Origin of the sequence: Flavobacterium sp. CSZ (assembly GCF_015350725.1) — a bacterium.
Classification (GTDB): Bacteria; Bacteroidota; Bacteroidia; order Flavobacteriales; family Flavobacteriaceae; genus Flavobacterium.
This window is the reverse complement of sequence record NZ_JADKPQ010000013.1, coordinates 21,304-45,049: the sequence shown is the minus strand read 5'-3', so window position 1 is coordinate 45,049 and position 23,746 is coordinate 21,304. Positions and strand designations below refer to the sequence as shown.

Genomic DNA, 23,746 nt, shown 5'->3' with positions numbered 1-23,746 from the left:
TGTTAAACAAGACCAAACTCGCGTCTGGTCTTGAATTATAAATTAATTGTTATCCATAAGCAATTTACAAATGACAATCTCTAGTTGAAGTGTCATACCTGCATCTGCCACTTGCTGTACAAAAAGCATTTGCAGAGGAAGCCCCAGGGGGTGTACATTCAGCATTAGCTGAATTTAATTCTAAAAGATTACTAAGTGTAGTATCTTGATTGGATTGATTCTCGGTATCTGTGTTTGAAAACACTACCACAGAGAAAGTGAAAACTGCTAAAACTGCTATAATTTTTTTCATTTTAATAAATTTAAATTTTACAAATTATTTTATGTCTTGTAAAAGTCTTTTAGGAAATACTACCTTTACCAAATATTAAACAATAGTTTGCTTTACTATTATTTAGTCTACAAAAATTAAAGACTTCCTCTGGTTTGATTTGAGTTTACTTCATAAGCTCATCTTTTAGTTAAACGATGTGTGATTATATTTTTTAATTATCAGACCAGAGGTCTTATTTAGACAAAACAATAACATCATAGGGACAAATTCTGTCACTTTGCTACTTGGCTATAAAATATTTATTACTTTTTCTACAGTAGCCAATATTATATCCTTCATATCGCAGACTATTTAACATTCTTTTGATTGTTCTGATACTACAATTATAGTCACCTGCTACTTTTTCCAGCGAATGCAGTCTTTTATGCTCTATTAGATACAACAGGTAGCTTTCCTTTTCTTTTCTTTCAGCGTAAGTCATAATGCTATCATTTTAAAATATTGCTTTCCATTATATTTTCAAAAATCATCAAAAGAACATTTAGTCCCAGGGCAGACCAAACTTTTAAATGATTTGAAAAAAAAATCAGCCTGGCTTAATTATCGCCCTTAATCCGTAAAAAAGATCCCATAAGAACATAATGGCTCACCGATCATACTTGCTAACTATTTTTTTCATTTCAGTTTTCATCTCACCTATGGCAGTTGAATATATCTTAACCTCTTTACTTAAAATTTCCCGAGCCACATCTGCCGCTTTTTGATGATCTCCGATTTGTTCATATAGTTTTGCTTTGAGATATAAAGGATAAAATCTGCTGGGAATCATATCAAAAGCACTTTGATAGGCCAAAACTGCTTTATGATACTCTCTCTCGCCTTTGTAGGCGTCTCCTAAACCGGTTTGGATAATAGTGGTGTTTAACTGTCTTTTTGCCTGCTGAAAAATTTCAATAGCCTCTTTATTTTGTTTATTGAGTGATAAGGCTTTGGCATAATTCATCAAAAAATCTCCTTCATTATACAAAAAAGGATACACTTCATGGTAGATTTGAACAGCTTTACCGTAATCATGCTCACTGTATGCCTTTTGCGCTTCATTCCAGTTTTTAAAAGCCCCCTGCAGCTCCCTTAGATGTATTAATCCGGTGGTTATCACAACAAGGCTACCGGCTGCAAGAAAAACTATAAAGCTGTTTTGGAGCCTTTTATTTAAAACATTCTCAGAAGATAAAAATGCTGATTTTTCGCAATCTAAATTAGCCAACTGGGCCAATAGAAAATACATCATCACTTTTATGGGAAGGATCTGCATAGGATACGAGAAAAAAGAAAAAATAACGATTCCCAGTAAAGCAGACTTTATGATCTGCCCATACCACTGCAAGGCAGGCTGGGTTGAAACGCAAAATACTGTATAAAGAAGTGTTATTAGTAGTACTAAACCCGCAGAGCCGTTTTCAGCTGTAAACTGAATAAATTCATTAAAAGCATAATAGGTATTATCTGCCAGATCTGATTCTGCTATTGTATGATTTGCTTTAAAATAATTGGCCTGATAGGTCATATAATGCGCTTTGAAACGATCAAAACCAACTCCGAAAAAAGGAGAGTCTAGAATCATCTCGCTGCTAATTTTCCAGATGAGTGTTCTTCCCTGTGAAGAGCTTTTTTTATGATTATAAACAGCAAAACTTAAAATTAAGGCCATCAGCACCGACAGGGCCAATAAAGCTATTCTCGCATAGTGGCCCATTAATCTTTTTTTTAGTTTTCTAAAAAAATGAAACTTGAGATCCACTACTATTGCACCGCAGAGAAATGCAGCGATCCAGGAAGCCCGGGATTGTAAAACAAAAAGCAGCACAGATATACTCCATAGGGCAAAGAGAGGAACATATAGAAAAATGTACTTTAAGTACTGCTCTGCCCATGCTGAAGTTTTGCCTTGCAATCCTTGCAGCTGATGTACTATTTTTTCATTAAACAAATACATCCCCAACGCAATTATCCAAACTATTACTAAAAAACCAGCATAAGGACCTGGATTAAAAAAACTTCCTGTGATTTTAAACCCCCAGTGATTGGAAGGTAGAAAACCCAATAACTGAAAATATCCCTGTAATGCTTGCAGGATGCCAGAGAAAACAATACAAGGCAGCAACCAGAGAAAATATTTTAAAGAATGAAATCTTAGAATGAAATAAAAAACACTAAGGGTTAATAATTCCATAAATCGTATGGAGAATCCATAATGGGATTGGATAAAATAACGGTTAACTGTAATATAGCCTAGAAGTACTGCTAAAACAAAATCAATTCTGGAGAGCAGAAAGACTGTTTTTTTACTAAGGAGAATGTTGGCCGTACATAAGATAATAAGGCAGATAATAGCATACCCAAAAATAATAAACTTACTGGTTATTGTCGACTGCGCGTAACTGCTCATATTAATCTGAGGAAGAATTAATATCAGAATAACGCCTGCAGTGATGCTCAAAAACCTTGAAAGAAGTACTACTTTATTTTTTAAAATCATTGTCAGGGTAATTATGTTATTTTAACTTTAGTATAATTCTCTTGTCCAAATCTTTCTTTTCTTGTGTAAAACCTTGTTATTTTTATTTTACAACACACTTATTTCACCTTACAAAAATGGCAGTATTTATCATTAAATGCTAAGTTTCAAGCAGTCAAATTACATTATCTGTAAATATTAAATTGATAATTTTAACGGCTTTTATTTTACTTAATAATAAAAATAGCAAAATGTAATCGATTGTAAAAATATAAATATATTTATAAATAAATTATATATTTGAAAAATAATTTAAATTAATTATAAACTTATAGAAAAAAGATTGCGTTAATCTTGACATAATTATTAAATAATTAAAAATTAGGCGATTTATTTAATTTTATTCTAATGTTATTTTAATCTTGCACGCCTTAATAAAAACATATACTCAAATTAATTTAACTGGTCGGGATCGGAACTAACTTGACTACTTGTTAAATTAACATATCGAGAGAATCGTAAATCATGTAAAGAATCATTTTAACAAACACACTACTGCTATTGTCTAACCACCTGACTTGAATGAAATGAATAAAATTTTATACCTACTTGTTTTGATTTTAATTCTGGCATCCTGCAAGAATCATTCAGAGCGTTTAACTAAAGCCTTAAGTGAAGCTCAAGACAATAGAGGTGAAATGGAAAAAGTATTGGAGCATTACAAGAAAAACCCCTCTGATAGTCTTAAATACAAAGCTGCGGTCTTTCTAATAGAGAATATGCCCCATCGAAGGTCTTACAAACCTTTAACCGGGTTTGAAAACGCTTTTGAGAGCATGCGTAACTATCCCATGAGTGATACGCGAAAAGAAATATTTAGAAAAATATTTGATTCTCTCTCTCAAAAAGTGAGTTTAAAAGCCCCAGAATTGATTGCCGATATCGAGTTTCTAACTTCAAGTTACCTTATCGAGAATATCGAATTATCATTTGAGTCCTGGAATAAACTGCCAGAGAACAAAAAAGCTTCTTTTGAAGAATTTTGCCAATATGTCCTGCCTTATAAAAGCGCAAACGAGCCAATTGAAAAAAATACACGCCAGAGGCTCATCCAAAAATACTCCTGGGTCTATAAAGAACTTCAAAATAACACTTCACTGAAAAAAATCGTGGATTCTATAGCGGGTGAATTTGGTCATTCCAGTATCACCAATATGCAGGATTACTACCCTCAGCCACTAAGTATCAGCCAGGTTGAAGCCACTAAAGTAGGCACATGCGATGATGGAGTCAATTATATTGTCAACGTATTTAGATCTCTGGGAATTATTTGCGCCAAAGAAATGATTCCCCATTGGGGCAATCATTATTCCTTGGGACATTCGTGGATTTACGTAAAATATGGCTCAGAGCAGTACGCAACAGACGTGCAGGGAGGCGTGGATTTAAAAACCCAATACCAAGGTGAGAGTATTCCAAAAGTTTACAGAGAAAGATACAGCCCCCAGGATCAATATGCTTTTTCTGCATTCTCCCAGGATGTAACCACTCAGTACACCCCTACTGTAAAAGTCAATATTGCTAATGTTTTCCAGTCTGAAAATGCAAAGCCGCTACTGTGCGTTTTTGATGCTGATAATACCTGGCGGGCAGTTTGCAAGGGGAGATACGATAATCAACATTACACCTTTGATGCTGTGGGAATAAATGTTCTCTACATCATTGGCATACAAAACAAGACTCTTATTACCCCTGTTAATTATCCTTTTTATATAGACAAAAAAAAACAAATCCATCACTTCAAACCCCTTAAGTCAACTGTGAGTTCGCAATTACTGAGAAAATATGGCTTTAGCAGCCCCAAAAGTACCCGCAATATTGACTGGATTAAGAGTCTGAATGGTGGTGTTTTTCAAGGGGCCAACAATCCAGATTTTAGCGACGCGGTAACCCTGCACAGGATCTCTAATTTTAAAAGTACCCAGATAAATAAAGTCAAAATACTAAATAAAAAAAAGTTTAAATATGTTCGTTTTTATTCCAATGATAAGGAATCTTATCTGGCAAAATTATCATTTTATAGTAGCCAGGGCAAGGCTTTAAAAGGAGTTGTTTTTGAAAAAAACAATTCAGTTCTTAAATGGACCAAGGGGGCTTTTGATGAGAATCCCTTATCTTTTTCGGGAGGAAAACAAGTTTCTCTGGGACTCCAATTCAACACCCCTACCCCAATCCACTCCATTGAATTTCAGGTCAGAAATGATAACAATCATATCAATATTGGACATGAATACGAGCTTTTTTACTGGAACAAAAAATGGATATCACTGGGAAGAAAAACGGCCCGAGATACGGTCTTGCACTACCCCACTGCTGAGAATTCACTATTGTGGCTCAGAAATCGCACTGAGGGTAAAGAAGAGCATGTCTTTACAATGGATAAATACAAAAAGCAACAATGGCTAGGGTTTGATAATTTTTAAATCTGGTGCATCTCTTAGCTCAAAAGCCCTTATAGCCTATCAGTACAAAAATAATTGCGCTTTTAAAATTAAAAACATAAATAACCGGCCCGGATGATACATCAGCTTTATCAGGCTTTAGGCAAATCAATTAAACCATTTTTAAACACTTTATAAAATTTTAAAATGAAAAAAAGAATTTACTTGCTTTTTTTACTAGTATCGCTTCTGTCTTGTTCCAAGCCTTCAAGTCCCTTATTAAAAGCTCTAGAGCTGGCAGCTCATAACAGGCAGGAATTACAAAGAGTTTTAAACCACTACGGCCAAAATCCTTCTGACAGCCTAAAATATAAAGCTGCAGAGTTTCTAATTGAAAACATGCCCGGACACCACTCAGAGAGAAAAGTCAAGGGATTTGATAATGCGTTTGACAGCATAAGTAAATACCCAATGAATGATTATCGCAAGGCCGTTTTCAGAAACATCTTAGATTCAGTCTCCAAACAAACCGATATCAATCAAGCGCAACTGCTTCCCGACATTACTTCTATAAAGTCTCAATATTTAATCAATAATATTGATCTGGCTTTTAATGCGTGGAATACCATTCCAAAACAAAAAAGAGCTTCTTTTGATGATTTCTGCAACTTTATACTTCCTTATAAAAACAGTGACGAACCTATTGATCATAATGCAAGAAAAGAGTTGGCTTTAAAATATTCATGGGCCCGCAGGCTTCTCAACCAAGGAAAATCTCTTCGATTTGTAGTAGACTCCATAACACGTGAATTTGATTTTCAAATTATCATAGAAATGAGATCCTTTTACCCTCAAACCCTAAGTATAAAACAGATTGAAAAATCAAGATTTGGTTTGTGTGATGATGGTGTGAATTATTTTGTGAATGTATTTAGGTCCCTGGGTATTATAAGCGCGCGTGATATGACACCTCACTGGGGCAACCACCCCTCTTTGGGACATTCCTGGCTTTATGTGAAATACGGCCATGAAGAGTACTCCACAGATGTGGTAGGCAATATTGATTTAAAGAAAGAATATATAGACGAAAGCTTGCCTAAGGTGATGAGAAAAACATATAGCATGCAAGAGAACTATCTCTATGCGCCCAACTTAAAAGATGTTACCTCTAGCTATGTACCCACGCTAAACATTGCTATTGATAAACTTTTCTCAAGCTCATCTCACAGGCCTGTTTTATGTGTTTTTGATGTTAATGATCAATGGAAGGCGATTTCTTTTGGCCAGAACCACCATAGTAATTTTACTTTTAGTGATGTGGGCATTAATGTTCTTTATATGGCAGCGAGTCTTCAGAACAATACCGTAATTCCAATTAACTATCCTTTCTTTATTGATAAGTCAAAAAAAATTCACTTTTTCAAGCCCGATACATCAAGATTTAAATCCAGTGCCATACTTCGAAAATGTGGATTAAGCTCACCGAAAAACAGAAGAGTCATTGATTGGATAAAAAACCTCAATTACGGAGTTTTTCAAGGATCTGATACTAAAGATTTTAAAAACGCCGTTACACTGTACCCTGTATCAAATTTTAACAGCACCCATATGCAGACTGTAGAAGTAAAATCAGTTAAAAAATTCAAATATGTTCGCTTTTACTCCAATGATAAAGAAACATACCTAAGCCTGCTGGCCTTCTACAATGAAGATGGAAAACGTTTAGATGGAGAAGTTCTAAAGGTAAATAATAGGAAATTTAAATGGGAAAACGGAGCTTTTGATGATGATCCCCTATCGTTTTCCGGAGGTAAAGACTTCTCACTGGGATTACATTTCTCAAAGCCAGAATCAATAGGAAGCATTGTTTTTCAGGTAAGAAATGACAACAATCACATTAATACTGCAGAGCAATACGAATTATTCTACTGGCAGAAAGGTTGGAAAACCCTGGGTAAGCAGACTGCAAAAGACACTATATTACATTATAACACACCTAAAAACAGCCTTTTATGGTTGAAAAATTATAGCACCGGTAAAGAAGAACATATTTTTTACATCGATAAACAACACAAGCAAAGATGGTTAGGATTTGATAATTTTTAAAGTATTTAGCGTAATATCAAATAATAACAATTGAAAATATTATACTCAAAAATTGCACTTAATCCAATCTTTTTTCAAACAGGTATTTATACCTATATGGAGTTTCTATATAGTTGTATTTTTGAGATGCGAAATTTTTCATTTTCTATTTTTAACTTTCTAATATTTTTATGCAGCATACTGCGAGTTGCTCTTTTTTTACTTTCATAATCCCTGGTACATCTTTGCAGTTCAGCAAGTAGTAACTTAAAATTGTTATACAATAGGGTAAGTTCTGCCATATCAGTTCGTATTTTGGCATCTTCTTCAGATTCTGTTTTGGCAATAATTAGTGAGATATTTTCATATTTCTGAAAAATATCTAACAAATTTAAATGTTCTCTCTTATCAATTCCCTGCATAGTTAAGTTTCTCAAATATTTTATAAAAATCAGCATTACCGAGTAAAGGGTAATAAAGGATCTACATCTGTATAAATTGTAGAAAGAGGCAATGAGCGCAATGTGGCCGTCTTGATTTTACTTGTATTTCCAGATATGGCATTTAATGCCTGGTTTAACAAAACTTCTGAAGTACTCCCTAAGGGAAACACTTCTGGCTGTTGCAATTCATTTGCGGCCATTACCGGATTTATTCCTTTGGAGTAATTACCTTGATGCCTGGCATTAAACAATTTATAGATGGACAGATACAATACCCAACCTCTTTTTCCCGAAATCCGATCATCTTCTATAGGAAAACCCGCAAGGTCTTTACCAAAGGTTTTCTCCCCTATTGTAATTACATCCATATAAGGCTTTAAGTTGTTGATAATAAGCTCAGATGCTGATGCTGTATGGTTTCCACAAAGCACATATATTCTGTCAATAGAAGGATGTGCATTGCGCAATGCCTCAAAACTTACTTTAGACTCATTGCTTTGTAAGGCTTGTAAAAAAGACTGATCCACATTGCCTCCGTTGGCATTTGCTTCAAATTTTATAAACAAATTATTGGACTGGATATTTGGCGCCACAATAATACTTAATGCTGTTGCAGATGAGATATCTCCCCCTCCATTATATCTTAAATCCAAGATAAGTTCTGTAATGGATTTACTTTTTAATTCCTGTAATATTTGTAAAAACAATTGGGCCTGACCCACATCAAAATGCGGAATTTCGATATAGCCTACCTTAGTGTTTTTTTCCTCGATTACCTTATAATTTATGGGTTGTCCAAAAGTATATCCCTGCAACAAGGAGATTTCTTTTGAACCTGAAAAACCTGATTGCGCTGAATAAGAAACAATTTCTAAATCTAAATTAGATGAAGCTATTATACTCTTATAAAGATTATTATAATTGGCAAGATTCAATTGGGAACCATTAATTTTTGTGATTAATTGTCCTCTTGATAAGCCGTTATTTTTTGCTGGAGAATCATGTAACACATATAGAATCACGCCATAAAACTTGCCCTGAAATTCAATAAAAGAAAGATCAAATCCGTATTTTGATCTGATGCTTTGCGGTGCTGTTTGGGGTAATTCAGGATGAAGCGCATAGGAATAAATATCATCTTTTTGCAATAACCTGCTAAAATATTCTTTTGAATTTAAAGATAAATCTCCCTTATCAGGCATTGTTTCATTCCATTTATAATATTTTTTCATTTGCTTATAGATCCAATCGTTTGTGTATTTATTGGAACCTTCCTCATAAACTTCCGGTTTATTATCGTCTTCACAGGAAATTATTAAAAGGCTGAAAAAAAGAAAAAAAAAGATTCTGATAAGAGAAGAATATTTCATTTTAAATCTTTAAAATTAACGCGCAAAAACTCTTAAAACAATTCGACTAGAAATCAAAAAAATCCACCAAATTCAAGGTTGCATCTATACCTGAAAATTGACCATTATCTGCCTTTTTTTCATCCAGTACAATCAATCTTGATTTGTCTTGGGTCATTAATATAACAACAAAAACTTGCTTTCCGGCTATGTAAGATTCTGTTGTACCCTGTTTTACCAATTCCATTTTAATAATGGGAGGCAACGAAGCAGGAAATTCAACAAAACTGCTAAATTGCTCTTTTCCGATGTTTTTTGCTATACCTACTCTCTGGCCGTCTAATTTTCGTATAATTCCGTCCAAATTTCCTTTATATCCAGAGTTGGAGTACTTATTTAATGTTGGGAAAATAAATTTGAATCCGGTATTTCCACTCTTTGTTAATACTCCGGGTTTTGTAGATAACACCTTATCAACCCATAAATCTTTTTTGTGATAAAACGAAATTGTATCGATGCTTTTACCTCCTGTTATGTGGTAGGAATGCAAAATTTCTTTACTTCTTTTATTTGTAATTACAACATTTTTGGGCTGGTTTTCATAGATCACAAAATCGTAATCTTTGACAATATTTTTAACAAATGCATTCTTATTTCCAATTTTTACGACTTTGCCATTAACAGCAATCTGAATAGAATCCGCCCGTGCATTGTAACCTCTAATAACCAACTTACCGGGTTTTTGCTCTTGGTAATAAGGAACCAATTCGTCATTTGCGCAAGACCCTAAAAAGAGAATTGCCATTAAAGAAAAAAGTGCTTTTACAATCTTATTTTTCATTTTATATATGTAATTAGCTACTGTTTTTTGCTCTTTGGCATAAACAATTACTGATTTATTTTTAGTTTTTGATAAATTTTATTTTTTTTGAAAAGGCGGTATTTGTTTTAGTTTAACTTAGGTGCTTTTTTCGAAACATTCTCTAAAAGCCCTTGGGCAGTGATCCATATTTTATCAATTTCATAGCCAACAAAACTTGTATTTTCATTTAAGAGCGAAATATAAACATTATGATTGCCTTTAAATTGTGAAATATCTAATGCATAATCTTTGAACTCTGCATCGAGCATTGTTTCTCGTTTTAAATGTATTGTAGACAAAAGTTTAAAAGTTGCCCGATCCGGTGATGTTGACCCATATACTAATAAATCATGCGGGCCATCATAAATAGAAGTTTGCGCATTAATAATTAATTCTATTTTTCCTGAGTAATACGACAAATCAATTGGTGCTGTTATAGCCCAGTTCTCTTCAATATTTTCAAGTGGCGCTCCAGTGCTTAGATCAACATTATAAGTCCCTAATATATTAACAGTTCCATTTACAATTGCTCCGGACTGATCAACCTGAATGTTTTTTCGGGCAGTCCAGTTGCTGTTATTTCCGTCTTTATCGAGCAAACCCCAATCAGATACATCACCATCTTCAAAATTATCTTCCCATATTGTAAAACTACCTTGTACCGGTTCTTCAGGAGACTCAGGTTCAGGATCTACCACCACTGGAGGCGAAGAATTAATGGGATCATCATTTTGGCAAGAACTCACAAACAGAGCTATAATGGCAAATAAAAAAAAGTTTTTCATATTTTCTTTGTAAAAAGCATGGGCAGAATTTCTACCCATGCTGAATTAAATATTTGTTAACCTAAAAGTATTAGAAGTTTGTAAACTTTGTCCAAGTGTTAGTCCAGTTAGCTTCTGTTTTGAAAGCTCCTGTAGCACCTGTAAAGTTTAATGCACCATTGTTGAAGAATGGTTGTGAAAGCGCCCAACTTGTAGCTGGATTTACTGTTGAAGTTGTGTTACCAAGACCTAAACTTGTTGTTGCAGGCAATACTGGATTAACAAATCCGTGAATAGATAATCCTGACCAAGTAGATGCAGATGGCAATGAAGGAGACTCCCAGTTGATTCCTCTGTTATACCCTGTAACGGTAACGTTATTAAGACTGATTTGTCCTAATCTACGAACGTGGATTGCATTTTCATATAAATTAGCAACAGTAGGAGAGCTAACACCTACGATAGACAATTGAGAAATAACAGGACGAGTAATTAAAGCTGTTGCAGTACCTGTCGCGTTGTTATCTAATTCAATACCGTTAGAATCCGGGTTTCCACCACTTAAACTGTGAGTAGAATTACTATCAGCAATTGCAATAGCTTTTGTAATTGTTCCTGTATAACCAAAATCAAAATCAAAATTGTCATCATCCGGAGCAAAAGAAACTAAATGCGAAGCATTTACTGTTCCTCCAAAAAACTCAAATGAGTCATCTCTTCCGTATGATACCTGAACGTGGTCAACAACTGTACCTGAACCAACACCACCAAAAGTTAATCCGTTGATTTCTACATCAGGTGAAGTAACCAAAATACGTCCTGCAAATTCGATACGAACATAATTTAAAGCTCCACCATTATGAGCATTGTTAGATCCTCCGTAATAAAAATCAGAAACATTAGGCTGATCTCCCAATCCTTCGATAATGTTAGTAATTGATCCGTTATTTACCTGAGCATCACCCAAGATAACTACACCTCCAAAATCTCCTGGAGTAGCTGTTGTAGCAGCACCATCTAATAAATTGTAACTTGTAAAAATAACCGGCGCAGTTGCAGTTCCCTGGGCATTAATTTTACCAGTTTTAGTAATTACAAGAACTCCTGTCGCAACTCCCGCTGCTAAAGGTTTAGCTTTAATAAATGTACCTGCCTGAATGGTTAATGTAGCACCAGATTTTACACGTACAACTCCATTAATTTCCCAAACTCTGTCGCTGGTCCAAGTTGTGTTTGTTGTAATATCACCACTTACAGTTTGTACTGCTGCAGGATATCCTGTGTAGTCAGCACCAGAGGCTTTCATAGAAAAAGAAGAATCAGCAGATGAATCATCATTTTGGCAAGAGCTCACAGCCAGAGCAATCATTGCACATAGAAAAATTTTTTTCATAATAATTTAATTAATGCTATATTTGCTGCTATTACAAACTAGGCCTTTGGAGAGAGCAGCAAAATATCTTTCCTTAGGTCTTTCTCTTTTTGGTAAAGATCTTTTCTGTAAACCATCCCGCTTTACCATCGGGGTTTACACCTGCAATTCCATCTTTTACTCACAGGTTTTTTTTAACGCAGTAAAAGGTTCGCTTTCCATTCTTTTTAAAATTCTTATCTAAAAAAAGAATATCTCATTTGGTCATAATTTTAAAAGAACATCTTAAAGTATTTTTTTACATTTTTGTTTAATGCACTAAACAAAAAAAGAAATCTAATACTTAGAACTACTTACATTAGATTTTGAAAAATCAAAATATCACATCTTTTTTTATTGTTAACGGTTTCTTAATACAGGTCTTCATTTGAGTTAAAGTTTTGCTGAAATTTTAGATTTTAAGAATCTTTAACCTTAAAATGAATAATTAAGCGATAAACTAAAAGTCCTGCCATTTTTAGCTTTAAATATTTCCTGATCAAGGTCCTGATCGTATTTATCAGTAGCATGAGCTCCAAGGCTATATCTCTCTCTTGGATTAGATCCTGGGGGAACATCCTCAATTTTACTGTAACTATTGGCGTTGTTATAGGTTTCTATACCTACATCAAACATGTTTTTCAGGCTGCATTTTACTTCCAGATTTTTTTCTTTAAAAAATTTGTAGCTTACCTGGGCATCTGTTATTGCGTAAGGTTTACGAATTTCCTCAGCGCCATAATCAAACCCTACAAGTATGTATTGATCACCAACGCCAGTGTTTCTAAGACTAAAGCCCAAGCGATCCCCCACGTAGTCCAGACCAAAATTATAGCTGTAGGGCGATTGCCCATACAAAGGTCTATTGGCCTGATAAAGCCCCCCTGTTGCGTCTATACGTTCATATGATATTACCTTTGTAGAATTTACAGTAGCGTTTGCGTAAATAAAAAGATCTTTTAGAGTTTCTCCTTCTCCTAAAAAAGAAAGACTTTTATAAAATTCTAATTCAAAACCCCAAAGTTTAGCATTATAAGAATTTATATTGTAGACATTCATCTCATTAGATGTATTTAGAGCGCCAACACTTTCAATAGGATCGTCTATATTTTTATGATAGACCCCAAAGGACAAAATTTCGCCACCCGATGGAAACCATTCCAATTTAAAATCATAATTATTGGCTACACTCGAAACGATTCCACCTGTATAATTATATATAAAATAAGAGCGAATGGGGTCAAAATATGGAATATTCAAGCGTTCTGCAAATTGAGGACGTAAAACCGATTTGTTATAGCCTAAACGTATATTCATTTTGTTGGTAGGACTAATGATTAAACTCGCTGAGGGTAGAAATTGCCATAGCTTATCATCTTTTTGTTCCTGATTAAAATTACCCGCATCTATAGATTGACTCTCAATTTGTGTGTAGAGATAACTCTCTGCTCTTACTCCCCAAACCAATCTTAGAAAACGTCCCATTTTATTGTCCAGCATTAAAAATGGCGAATGCACTTTTATATCTCCAACATACTGCTTGCCATATTTAAAACCTCCAAACCAGCCATAACCCCCATAGTAGTAATTTGATCCGTCTAAAAATTTTGATAATGGTTCATAAATAAATTCCCGGTCAGATGCCCGACCAAAGGTTTCTAATTTGACTGATACCTGCTCGTTGGTTGCTTTTTTATAGGTACCGAAATAACCTGCTTTGATATCGTTTGTAAAAGTATCACCAAAATTAAAGGAGTACTTAAAATTAATAGCCACATTATAATCAATCTCATCATTTTTAAAATTACTTCTTTTAATATTCTGACCCTGATTATAAACATCATAATAAACTAGTTCATCGTCTCCAACTTTTCTTCTATTAACATTTAGAAATGTTGCATCTTTGGTATCTTTTGTAACATTTCCGTAAGCGCCATACCAATTGATTTCAAGTTTTTCAAATTGATGATTTCCTTCTATTTTATTTTGAATAAAAGTCGTGTAAACCGGATAATTAGTCTCAGCTGTTCTGGCCAGTAAGCTCCCATTTAATATCTCAACAGTCGCATCTCCGTTATCCCAGCCTGTAATTTGCGTCAATTGATTGTTATAGATATGCATGACTGTATTGCGGCTGGTAATTTTATGGTTACCAAGCTGAATTGCGGCATTAAACATCCCCCCTAAAGTTGAATTATAATTATAATTGGCTCCAGAATTATTAAATCCATATTTTGCAAAAGTGGAATATGGCGCTGTTTCGTTTTCAGCTGAAAACTCCGAATTACTTTTATATTTACCTCTCTGGGTGTGTTCTATATCTAATTTTTCTTGTGTATTTTTAAAAATTAAAGATCCTACAAATCCCCATTTGTTATTGTCTCTTAATTTATAAGCCCGCCCTATACCAAATTGAAGGGTGGTTCCTGGTGCACCATAGGTTGTATAAGTGGTAAAATTATCCTGGGTAAATTGCTTTGACTCACCAATAGAAATATTTGGGTCTGCCGCATCACTTTTGACATTTTGCGCTGTAAGATTCTCAGCACTGGGAAAATTACGTCTGCCATCATCAAAACCAAGATAATCATAATCACCTTGCTGCTTTGTAAGGCGCTCTTTAAATGCGCTTCTGCTATTATAAGAAGTGCTTATAGAGAAATTGGTAAAGTTCTCTTTTGGAATGTCTTTGGTTTTAACCTCTACATATCCTCCGGCAAAATTGGCGTACATATCCGGAGTTGCAGATTTGCTCACTACAATACTCTCAACAATGGAAGTAGGAATAATATCAAAAGAAAAATTTTGCTGATACGCGTCCGTACTTGGCAAGGCAATTGCGTCCATAACAGCCTGATTCCATCTTTCTCCCATAGAGCGTACCACAACATATTTATCGCCAACTGTGGTCACTCCTGTAATACGTTTTAAAGAACTCGCCACATCCCTGTCCGGGGTTCTGGCAATTTGCTCTGAAGAGATTCCATCAGAGAATTGTGCTGCCTTTTTTTGCTGTAAAAGCATTCCTTCAACAGAGGCCGTAGCTTTTTTATAATCCTGAATAATGATTACTTCATTGAGCGATTGCGCATCTTCTTTTAAAGAAACTACAAGGGGAGTTTCGCCGCCTTCCAGCACTTTAACGCCCGTAATTTTTTGTGTTTGAAAAGAAATAGCGCTAATCTCAATGGTATATTCCCCTGGTTCTAACTCTAAAATATAATTGCCATCAATGTCTGATTGCGCGCCCATGGCCAGTTCTGTCACTTTTATGTTTACCCCGGGTAAGGAAAGCCCGTTGACATCTACAACTTTACCGGTAATTTTTCCCTTCTTTTTTTTTTTCTCGCCCTCTTTACTATTTACGGCTATATTATTTTCATTTCGTCTGAAATTTAAATTGGTCAGATTTTGTAAATCCCTTAAAATTTCATCTATCGAAACATTATCTTTTTTTAAGGTAATTAAAGGTAGGGTCAGATCTAAATCTTTTTGATAAACAAATTGATAAGGCGTGCGGGATTTTAAATTATCAATAACTTTTTGAGGTGGAGCATTTTTAAAATCCACCGACACGGTTCCGCTTTGTGCATAAATTGTATTGGTTCTAAGGAAGACCCCGAGAAATAAAATCCATAAGGCAATGGCAAATCGCCTGGAAAATTCATTGTTCATAATTGATAATTGTTAGTTTATAGAATTAATTTTAATATGATATTTTGGGTTAATATTTTTAGCATAATCCAGAGCCTGCCTGACAACTGGCATTAAATCTTTTTTTTAAGATTTAATGCAGTGGCAATTCATTAATCAAAATGTTTTGATCGTATTACCTACTAATGAGATAGGTATTATTTCCTGTAGATTGGATTCTGATTTCCAGAGCAAAAGCAATACTTTGAAGCATTTGGTAAAAACCTTGTCTGGTATCAAGAGTTCCTTGTATTTTGAGATTTTTTAAATCGTTATCTAAATAGGTCATCGAGAATTGATGATCTGCTTTTAGTTTTTCAAGAACCTCCTCTAAGGTTAATCCCTCAACATAGATTAAAACTTTTTTCCATTCAGGTTCTAATACAAGGGATTTTTCTTTATTTAATATAGAAGTTGCTACTTCATAAATTGCTTTATCTCCTCTTTGCAGTAATACTGTATTTTGCGCGCTTTCAACTCTTACTTTACCGGTTCTCACGTTTACCTCAGGCTTATTATTATCGTAAGCTTTAACAGTAAAAGAAGTTCCCAAAACAGTGGTTTTTATAGCCCCCGAGCGAATCACAAAGGGATGTGAAACATCACGCTTTACTTCAAAGAAAGCTTCTCCTTTAAGTGTAACTGTTCTTTCTTTTCCCGAAAAACTTTTAGGATATTCAATTTTAGAATTTTCGTTTAACCAAACTCTGGTTCCATCGGGTAAATTTAAAAGTCGGATATCTTGATTAAATGTTACAGTGGAAGTAATCTCGGGTTTAGAAACACCAGACTGAATAAAAGCCTGATAGCAACTTAAAGAGAGAATAATTACAGCGCTTGCCGCAGCGCTCCAGTTATAAAAGTTTTTATACCTATCAATTGTTGTTTTGCGTATCGTATTCCACATACGCATTGCACTTTCATTTGGCAACATACCTCTACTCGGTATCGCATCCCACTCTTCTTTTAATTTTCTGGATTTCATTAAATAGCATTTAGTATTTGGAAAATTATACACGAATCTGCTGGATTCAACTATATTAGATTTCCAATGATTTAAATATCACGGGCAGTTATCACTATTAATGTTTTCTTAATCTAAAAGACCAATTGCTTAACTTTGATCTGAGTGAAAAAAAAAGAATTTTAGTGGTTTTCAGAAAGAATGAGCCCAATACCATTTCTTTTAAAAGCAAAAAGCAGAGTTGTTTTTCTAAGATATAAATTCAGCCTGACTTACAAAGAACAAAGCAAACCAATAAAGCTCATGATTTTGCACCGAGTTTTTTTTAAGAAACTGTAAGGTTTTAGAAATTTGGTTGGCCACAGCACTTGGTGACATATCCATCTCTGCAGCTATCTCTTTGTAACTGCGGTCTTCAAACTTATGGAGATTGAAAATTTTTCTTCTCTTTGCAGGTATTTTATTGAGCAGGTATTCTATTTTCTCCAATTTAACACTTATATCCTCATCTACTTCCTGGACATAATCCAGTTCCTTTATCAACTGGTCGTTTTCTAGGGAAAAAATTCTGTTTTGCTTTTTATACCATTTTGAGATTTCCTGTTTTGAACTTTTAAACAATATCGCTTCCAGTTCTACATTTGGATCTAATTTTGCACGGTATTTCCAAAGATGAATAAATACATTTTGAGTCACATCTTCTGAATCTGCCAGTTGCGCTGTATATTTTTTTACAAAACAAAATACTTTAAAATGATACATATCGTAGATTTCCTTAAAACAAGAATCATCTCCGGCACGTAACCTTATTACCAAATTAGAGCTCATATTGTAGTTTTAAATTGTTAAAGAAGACCCTTACAAAAGTATAATAAACCAGTAGTGATATTTTTTGCTATTGGGTCATTTAATAATTTATTAATATTGCAATATGTTTTTTGATTTTAAGCTCTTTACATATATCCCTGAGCATCGGTTTTGGTTAATTTAAAAAAAGTAAAATTGGATAAAATAATGAAAATGACCAGTCTAATAAACCTATATTGAAATACAATAAACCCTATCTCCTATCAAATGATTTTTATAAATTTGATTCAACCACTGCATTAATGTGTTTTAAAAAAAGATGTTATTACTGTTTAATAAAATTCTTCATTCTTTAAAAAAAAAGGATAAGTTTGTTTGTTTTGTTTCGTATTATTTTGTTGAGATTTGTATCTTAATTGTACCTCGACATCTGTAAACCTCAGTAAATACCGGAATGTTAATTTCTGTATTGAAAATTTGTCTAATAAAGCATTTGATTCTTCAGCTATTATAAGCTTATTAGACTCAATACTTAAACCAGAAATGCCAATTGATTATCTGCCTAAACAATTGAAAAAGAAAAGGCAAAATCGAAAAAAAAATTAATCTTCTTTAATTTCTTTTGTATTACTATTTTTTAAGAAATATACTGCAAAATAAATTTTGATCCTTTATATATTATCCTAAAGATTTATCCTCTTTGCAATATCTATAATTTATTAAATTTAGTATTATGATATTTTTTTTAAATTCTAGCGATTATTAAAAGTTTAATTATAAATAAAAACTATTTTATTTGTAATAAAAAGATTGTTTATATATTTGTTTTTACGCTGAAAAACTATATCAATAATTTATCTTTTTGGCTACATATTCACCAGTGCATCGGATACAAACAGTATCTAAAAACTAAATTAATCACCTATTATGAGAACACTTACATTACAATTTTTATATGGTCAAGAATTCTGGGACAAACTTGAAGAACTTTTAAAAAATGCTGAAGAAAGAGTCTTTCTTATGAGTGCTTATATTGGAGAAAAGTCATTTAATAAATTCACTAAGTTAATACCTGAACATGTTTTCACTTTAACAATTTGTAGAAGTGATAGCTCCCATAAACCAAAAGATGCCTTAGTTGTTAGTGATGAAACATTTCATGGAAAATTATATATGATAGATAATTCTGTTATTATTGGTTCGCAAAATCTTTACGAACCAAAAGTAATAAGAGATGCGGAGTTTAGTACATTAATAACAACAGATGAATTCAACTCTAGCTTAATATTGTATCAAGCACTTTTAAAATTAATAGAAAAAGAAGGTATATCTGCCGAACCTGTTAACTCAAATTTTATAGAACTGTACGAAAATGGCTGTCCCTTTTGCGGGAATTCTTCTGTACCAGATCCAATCTCTTTGCATACTTGTCCTGGATACGGTGGAAACTATGTTTCTGATGAAGACTGCGAAAGTTACGATGGAGATGGGTTTTGCAAATATTGTTCTGAAGATTTAATAAGCCTAATTGGAGATGCTATGTGTTGTGATGATAGCGGATGCGGTCTTGGAATTTCTTTAACAAATTATCATCTACTCTTTCATGCAATAAATCCAGTTAACAAGGATGAGTTAGAACTTGCAAAAGAATACCTTAAGCTTTTCAATTTTTTTCAAAATCAAGGTAAGGATGCCGTAGAAATATTCAATGCTTTAGGATTTGCAGGAGATGTTTATAAAACAACGCTCGAAAGAAAAGAACATTCATTGGTAAATTTAGAAGTTGTCGAAAACATTTCAAAGAGGTTAAATGAATGTGAAAAAAGTAAAAAATAAATCTTCCGCAAAGTTTTTTGAGCAATTGGAATTTAGAGAAAAAACCCAACTTCTATTTGTGTTTTGTTGGCTTATTGAATAATCAAACGATAGAAACAAAAATCCTGGCTTCTACAAAGTGTGGAATGTTACTTATAATATTTTAATTACGTCAATGGAAATTTATAATATAAACGGAATTCTCGAAAATCTTACACGTGAAGAAACAGTAAACAAAAATGGATTCTATGTAGTTCAAAATACTATTGGAAATTTTACTTATCTTGGTTTTGAAAAAATTCATGAAATTGAATCATTATCTATTGAACTAAGAAATTTACTTGCGATCAAAATGTTTGGATCAATATCTGAATATCATCGCATACTTGAGCATCCGATTTATCCCTTAGTTGCGCAAGCCGGTATAGATGCAGAAATTAGAGTGTCAAAGGTTGATTTTGAAAAATTCGTTAACGAATATGAAGATAAGCAAACCATATTCAGAATGCTGTACTTTTTTGATATTGATAACTTAATTGGTACTTTACAAAATAGTGTTCTCGAAACCCATTATGCAGTTGGCGAATTTTATAAGCAGCTTAATGTAAATAACTTTCTAATAAATGAAGATGTATTAATTATTGATGATGGTATTCAATATGCTGCTGGTGGAATTGTGGTAAATATTACCTCATTAGTAAACAGAATTTTTATTTGCCTTTATAGTATTTTAGATTTCATAACTAAAATCGTTCATGAAGTAGAGCAGCTTCAATTAGAGTTTGATTCATATCCTAAATTAAGATCAAAGGATACTTTGTTTGGTTATGCAAAAAAAACTAAATTCAATGAAATGAAAAACACACTTTTTGAAAAAACTGATTATCGAAAAATGATCGAATATTTGAGAAATGAAATTATACATAATGCTTCAATCGATAACATTCCTAAAGTTTATCAAAAAATGGAAAATAAAAAAATTGTAGAGAAATTTATTCTTTTACCTGATTTTACTGATGGCATTATTAATTCGTACAAAAATCGAAAAAGATTTTTTGATAATGATACAAAGTTAAATGAAATCTTACCTGATTTAATAAATGACTATTTTACAAGATTAAGTTTTACATTACAACAAGTCAATGAATATTGCAGATAATTGGCGGTTAAAAGATTGCAGATTTTGTTAGGAAATCTTGTTTTCATTCTGAAAGAAATTTTATCCTTAAAAAAATACTTGATTCTGAACTTAGCGCTGTTGTCATGCTTTGGAACATCGTCGACAAGCTTAAAAAACCTTAAATTAATTATGTCAAGAGATGATTTCAAAAAAGTAACCACTGATGTTCTTCCAAAAAGAGTTGGATATTTATGCTCAAATCCTGATTGTAGAAAATCAACAATTGGAGCAAATGATGTTCCTGACAAATCAACTTCAATAGGAATAGCTGCCCATATAACTGCAGCTTCACCTGGAGGTCCTAGATTTGATGAGACTTTAACAACTGAACAAAGAACTCACATTGACAACGGGATTTGGCTTTGCAGTAATTGTGCTACTTTGATTGACAAAGATGAAAAAAAATATTCCATCAAATTATTGAATGATTGGAAACTTCAGGCTGAACAAGAGAGCATAAAAAAATTAAAAGGAGATTTGCATGTTAAAAAAGCTGAAGCCCCTTTTCTTGAAGCTGACTTAATTTGGACAAATGGAGGGCGATACAATCAAGGGTACAGCGTCAATAACCCAAAACAAGAAATTGATGGAAGAACGGTTTATGACGTGAGTAATCATCCACTAATTTATTGGGAAATTGAATGGAAATTCAATTTTATCATTTACAACAATTCGAGTTTCCCTGCCATTAATGTCAGTGTTGAAAGTATTGGAAACGAGCATTTCACTTACATAGACAAACTAAACAAAGTAAATAATATTCCTTCTCTTCAGAATATTGATTTAATTGCAAAATATTCTCTATTCATGGAAGGGACAGGAGCGGAAGCAGATGAAATAATGAAGCATAGAATACCAGAAAAATTTAATGCCTTAGTTTTAAGATTAAATTATCTTGACCAAAATAGAGAGGAACATATTACACTTTTAAAATTTGTAGACGGAGAGTTAATAAACGAAAAATTAAACCACTAAAAGCCATTTGGCAAGATTACTAATTTTCGTGGTAAAATCACTTTTACGTTTTACCATAAATAAATTAATTATTGTTCTGCCTTTTCCGCAATCAACAAAAAATAGAACTTTAGTATACTATTAAAAAAATTTGTAAATGAAACAACTCAACGATATCGTCGATTATTATCTTAAAAATAATTCCAATTACGCTATAATGATAACTGGCGAATGGGGTATAGGAAAAACATTCTATTTTAAAAAAACTTTAACGAAACAAATTGCATCCACACCTACTTTTAAAAATGCCTCCAAAAATTATAAACCTATAATTATTTCCCTATTTGGATTGTCTACAATTGAAGAAATTCAAACAGAGATATTCCTTTCAATTTTTCCTATGCTTAAAAACAAGACTGTTAAACTTGGCGCTAGTATCGGGAAATCGCTAGTGAAAGGCATGCTTAAATTAAAAGGTTTGGATGAATACGGGCAAATTCTATCTGAAACAGAGACAAGTAAAAATGACTGGATTAACTTTAATGAAATTGTACTTTGTTTTGACGATTTCGAACGGCTTAGCAAAAATCTAAGTATTGAGGAACTAGTGGGGTTTATAAACTCGCTGGTAGAAAACGAAAGTATTAAAGTGATTATACTTGCAAATGAAAATAAAATTTCTAAAGAAAATTATCACGCTTTAAAAGAAAAAGTTATTGGCAACAGTATTGAGTTCATTCAAGATATGAACAGTGCTTACGACGGACTTATTAATGATAAATTTTCAGATTTTCCAACCTACATCAAATTTTTAAAAACTCATAAATCATTCATTCTCGACATATTTAGTCGTGGATCAGTTAATTTGAGAATTTTAGGCTTTATACTCGATTACTTTCATACTATTTTTTCATCTTACGTTACTGGTCTTTCCAAAAATGATATACTCAAAAAATATGAAACAGAAGTATTTTCAAAACTTCTAAAATTTTCTATTTCTATTGGCTGCCTGTATAAATTAGGTACCATAAGTTTCAAACGTAGGGAAAATCTGGAGGAATTTGACTTTTTTAATCTTGAGGACTTCTTATATGATGGGAAAGGAACTGCAAAAACACAGACAGAAGAAGAAAAAAGTGTTCGTGAAATTTTTTTGGAAAAATACTATAAAGACGATATTTATAACTTTTTTCCTTCGGTTTATGATTTCATTACAGGAGGTTCCATATTCAATCCTCAAGATTTAATTTTAGAATTAAAGTCACATTTTCATATTCAGGAAAATAACATTCTCCCTGCTTATGATATTTTTAATAAGTTAAATTACCCTGCCGTCTTTTCATTGAAAGATGGAGAGTACAATATGTTGACAAGACAAATGCTGGTATACTCAGATCAGGGAATGTATGAGCCACAAAGTTGTTTGACTATTTTTTATTTTGCAAGCCGCTTTGATAATCCCCTGAATTTAAATCTAGAAAAATTAGAAAAAAGAATTATTAAAGGTCTACACAAAGGCGCAGCCAATTTTAATTATGCACCTTCATTGGATTTACATCTAAATGTTGAAGATTCGTCCAGCAATAAAATGCATCTAGAAAACATTAAAAAAATTGCCCTTGAAATTAATGAATCTCTGATTCAAGAAATCAATAATGAAAAGTATCGGGAAATTGAAAATTTATATAAAACAGATACTGAACAATTTATATTGAAATTAATCGATAAAGAAGATCATTATAGGCATGAGCCTGTTTTTGAAAATTTCAGTGTTAGAAATTTTTATTCCATCTTTATAAATTCAAGCGGAGAAATAAAAATGAAGATTGTCGGGTTATTTCGACAGCGATATCCTGAATACGTTTACACTGGTTTATTACCTGAACTAAAATTTATTGAGGCCCTGACTCAAAAAATAGAAAGAAAGATTAAAACATTGCCGAGTAAAGGAATTACATCATTTATTTATAGAGACTTTTTGAAAACTCTAAAACAATCAATTATGAGATTAAAAAGGCAAAACGACAACAATCAGGAGTTTTGAAATATTATTTGATAGAATAGTCACTTGGGTATTCCGGAGCAAACTTTCACCGGAATAATCAGTCATTTTATAAATTTGGAATCTCAATAGGTTAGTTCTGGAATAAAAATTTCAAACTTATTAAAATCGCTAAACGCTATTT

General features: G+C 32.9%; 16 protein-coding genes. 6 read left to right on the top strand and 10 right to left on the bottom strand.

Features of this window, described 5'->3' with window-relative positions; all coding sequences use genetic code 11:
- Window positions 1-64: 64 nt before the first annotated feature.
- Together IRZ78_RS15575 and IRZ78_RS15570 are read right to left on the bottom strand one after the other, a co-directional pair.
- On the bottom strand, window positions 65-292 hold the full coding sequence (locus IRZ78_RS15575; RefSeq protein WP_194617417.1) for a hypothetical protein: 228 nt from the start codon (window positions 290-292) through the stop codon (window positions 65-67).
- A gap of 628 nt (window positions 293-920) precedes the next feature.
- Window positions 921-2,813: an O-antigen ligase family protein gene (locus IRZ78_RS15570; protein ID WP_194617416.1), complete on the bottom strand. Its 1,893-nt coding sequence runs from the start codon at window positions 2,811-2,813 to the stop codon at window positions 921-923.
- Between the two features lie 566 nt (window positions 2,814-3,379).
- Between IRZ78_RS15570 and IRZ78_RS15565 the strand changes: the two genes are divergently transcribed.
- Complete coding sequence (locus IRZ78_RS15565; protein ID WP_194617415.1) at window positions 3,380-5,275, top strand: hypothetical protein; 1,896 nt, start codon at window positions 3,380-3,382, stop codon at window positions 5,273-5,275.
- Between the two features lie 165 nt (window positions 5,276-5,440).
- Window positions 5,441-7,339, top strand: coding sequence for a hypothetical protein (locus tag IRZ78_RS15560; RefSeq protein ID WP_194617414.1), 1,899 nt, complete (start codon window positions 5,441-5,443; stop codon window positions 7,337-7,339).
- Window positions 7,340-7,431: 92 nt separating this feature from the next.
- On the opposite strand, the gene IRZ78_RS15555 is transcribed toward IRZ78_RS15560, so the two are convergent.
- The 8 genes from IRZ78_RS15555 to IRZ78_RS15520 all read right to left on the bottom strand — a co-directional run bounded on the left by IRZ78_RS15555 (window position 7,432) and on the right by IRZ78_RS15520 (window position 17,632).
- Window positions 7,432-7,740 carry a hypothetical protein gene (locus IRZ78_RS15555; protein WP_194617413.1) on the bottom strand — a complete coding sequence of 103 codons (309 nt, stop codon included), beginning with the start codon at window positions 7,738-7,740 and terminating at the stop codon, window positions 7,432-7,434.
- A gap of 35 nt (window positions 7,741-7,775) precedes the next feature.
- A complete protein-coding gene (locus IRZ78_RS15550) occupies window positions 7,776-9,131 on the bottom strand; it encodes a S41 family peptidase (RefSeq protein ID WP_194617412.1) in 1,356 nt (451 codons plus the stop codon).
- A 46-nt stretch (window positions 9,132-9,177) separates the two neighbouring features.
- The gene (locus IRZ78_RS15545; protein WP_194617411.1) at window positions 9,178-9,951 is read right to left on the bottom strand and encodes a hypothetical protein; all 774 of its coding nucleotides are present in this window, start codon (window positions 9,949-9,951) and stop codon (window positions 9,178-9,180) included.
- A gap of 107 nt (window positions 9,952-10,058) precedes the next feature.
- On the bottom strand, window positions 10,059-10,796 hold the full coding sequence (locus tag IRZ78_RS15540) for a hypothetical protein (RefSeq protein WP_194617410.1): 738 nt from the start codon (window positions 10,794-10,796) through the stop codon (window positions 10,059-10,061).
- A gap of 31 nt (window positions 10,797-10,827) precedes the next feature.
- Window positions 10,828-12,129, bottom strand: coding sequence for a hypothetical protein (locus IRZ78_RS15535; RefSeq protein WP_194617409.1), 1,302 nt, complete (start codon window positions 12,127-12,129; stop codon window positions 10,828-10,830).
- A 453-nt stretch (window positions 12,130-12,582) separates the two neighbouring features.
- Window positions 12,583-15,822: a TonB-dependent receptor gene (locus IRZ78_RS15530; RefSeq protein WP_194617408.1), complete on the bottom strand. Its 3,240-nt coding sequence runs from the start codon at window positions 15,820-15,822 to the stop codon at window positions 12,583-12,585.
- Window positions 15,823-15,976: 154 nt separating this feature from the next.
- Window positions 15,977-16,825, bottom strand: coding sequence for a FecR domain-containing protein (locus tag IRZ78_RS15525; protein ID WP_194617407.1), 849 nt, complete (start codon window positions 16,823-16,825; stop codon window positions 15,977-15,979).
- 228 nt (window positions 16,826-17,053) lie between these two features.
- Window positions 17,054-17,632 (bottom strand): sigma-70 family RNA polymerase sigma factor, encoded by a 579-nt coding sequence (locus tag IRZ78_RS15520; protein ID WP_194617406.1) that lies wholly within the window; start codon window positions 17,630-17,632, stop codon window positions 17,054-17,056.
- A 906-nt stretch (window positions 17,633-18,538) separates the two neighbouring features.
- Here IRZ78_RS15520 and IRZ78_RS15515 point away from each other — a divergent pair.
- The 4 genes from IRZ78_RS15515 to IRZ78_RS15500 all read left to right on the top strand — a co-directional run bounded on the left by IRZ78_RS15515 (window position 18,539) and on the right by IRZ78_RS15500 (window position 23,604).
- A complete protein-coding gene (locus IRZ78_RS15515) occupies window positions 18,539-19,447 on the top strand; it encodes a hypothetical protein (protein WP_194617405.1) in 909 nt (302 codons plus the stop codon).
- A gap of 154 nt (window positions 19,448-19,601) precedes the next feature.
- Complete coding sequence (locus IRZ78_RS15510) at window positions 19,602-20,585, top strand: hypothetical protein (RefSeq protein WP_194617404.1); 984 nt, start codon at window positions 19,602-19,604, stop codon at window positions 20,583-20,585.
- Window positions 20,586-20,735: 150 nt separating this feature from the next.
- Window positions 20,736-21,581 carry a hypothetical protein gene (locus IRZ78_RS15505; protein WP_194617403.1) on the top strand — a complete coding sequence of 282 codons (846 nt, stop codon included), beginning with the start codon at window positions 20,736-20,738 and terminating at the stop codon, window positions 21,579-21,581.
- A gap of 136 nt (window positions 21,582-21,717) precedes the next feature.
- Window positions 21,718-23,604 carry a P-loop NTPase fold protein gene (locus IRZ78_RS15500; protein ID WP_194617402.1) on the top strand — a complete coding sequence of 629 codons (1,887 nt, stop codon included), beginning with the start codon at window positions 21,718-21,720 and terminating at the stop codon, window positions 23,602-23,604.
- Window positions 23,605-23,746 lie beyond the last annotated feature (142 nt).

What these genes read in the sequence shown, in the direction of transcription:
- IRZ78_RS15575 (WP_194617417.1), bottom strand. Translation starts at nt 292, where the DNA reads ATGAAAAAAATTATAGCAGTTTTAGCAGTTTTCACTTTCTCTGTGGTA.
- IRZ78_RS15570 (WP_194617416.1), bottom strand. Translation starts at nt 2,813, where the DNA reads ATGATTTTAAAAAATAAAGTAGTACTTCTTTCAAGGTTTTTGAGCATC.
- IRZ78_RS15565 (WP_194617415.1), top strand. Translation starts at nt 3,380, where the DNA reads ATGAATAAAATTTTATACCTACTTGTTTTGATTTTAATTCTGGCATCC.
- IRZ78_RS15560 (WP_194617414.1), top strand. Translation starts at nt 5,441, where the DNA reads ATGAAAAAAAGAATTTACTTGCTTTTTTTACTAGTATCGCTTCTGTCT.
- IRZ78_RS15555 (WP_194617413.1), bottom strand. Translation starts at nt 7,740, where the DNA reads ATGCAGGGAATTGATAAGAGAGAACATTTAAATTTGTTAGATATTTTT.
- IRZ78_RS15550 (WP_194617412.1), bottom strand. Translation starts at nt 9,131, where the DNA reads ATGAAATATTCTTCTCTTATCAGAATCTTTTTTTTTCTTTTTTTCAGC.
- IRZ78_RS15545 (WP_194617411.1), bottom strand. Translation starts at nt 9,951, where the DNA reads ATGAAAAATAAGATTGTAAAAGCACTTTTTTCTTTAATGGCAATTCTC.
- IRZ78_RS15540 (WP_194617410.1), bottom strand. Translation starts at nt 10,796, where the DNA reads ATGGGTAGAAATTCTGCCCATGCTTTTTACAAAGAAAATATGAAAAAC.
- IRZ78_RS15535 (WP_194617409.1), bottom strand. Translation starts at nt 12,129, where the DNA reads ATGAAAAAAATTTTTCTATGTGCAATGATTGCTCTGGCTGTGAGCTCT.
- IRZ78_RS15530 (WP_194617408.1), bottom strand. Translation starts at nt 15,822, where the DNA reads ATGAACAATGAATTTTCCAGGCGATTTGCCATTGCCTTATGGATTTTA.
- IRZ78_RS15525 (WP_194617407.1), bottom strand. Translation starts at nt 16,825, where the DNA reads ATGAAATCCAGAAAATTAAAAGAAGAGTGGGATGCGATACCGAGTAGA.
- IRZ78_RS15520 (WP_194617406.1), bottom strand. Translation starts at nt 17,632, where the DNA reads ATGAGCTCTAATTTGGTAATAAGGTTACGTGCCGGAGATGATTCTTGT.
- IRZ78_RS15515 (WP_194617405.1), top strand. Translation starts at nt 18,539, where the DNA reads ATGAGAACACTTACATTACAATTTTTATATGGTCAAGAATTCTGGGAC.
- IRZ78_RS15510 (WP_194617404.1), top strand. Translation starts at nt 19,602, where the DNA reads ATGGAAATTTATAATATAAACGGAATTCTCGAAAATCTTACACGTGAA.
- IRZ78_RS15505 (WP_194617403.1), top strand. Translation starts at nt 20,736, where the DNA reads ATGTCAAGAGATGATTTCAAAAAAGTAACCACTGATGTTCTTCCAAAA.
- IRZ78_RS15500 (WP_194617402.1), top strand. Translation starts at nt 21,718, where the DNA reads ATGAAACAACTCAACGATATCGTCGATTATTATCTTAAAAATAATTCC.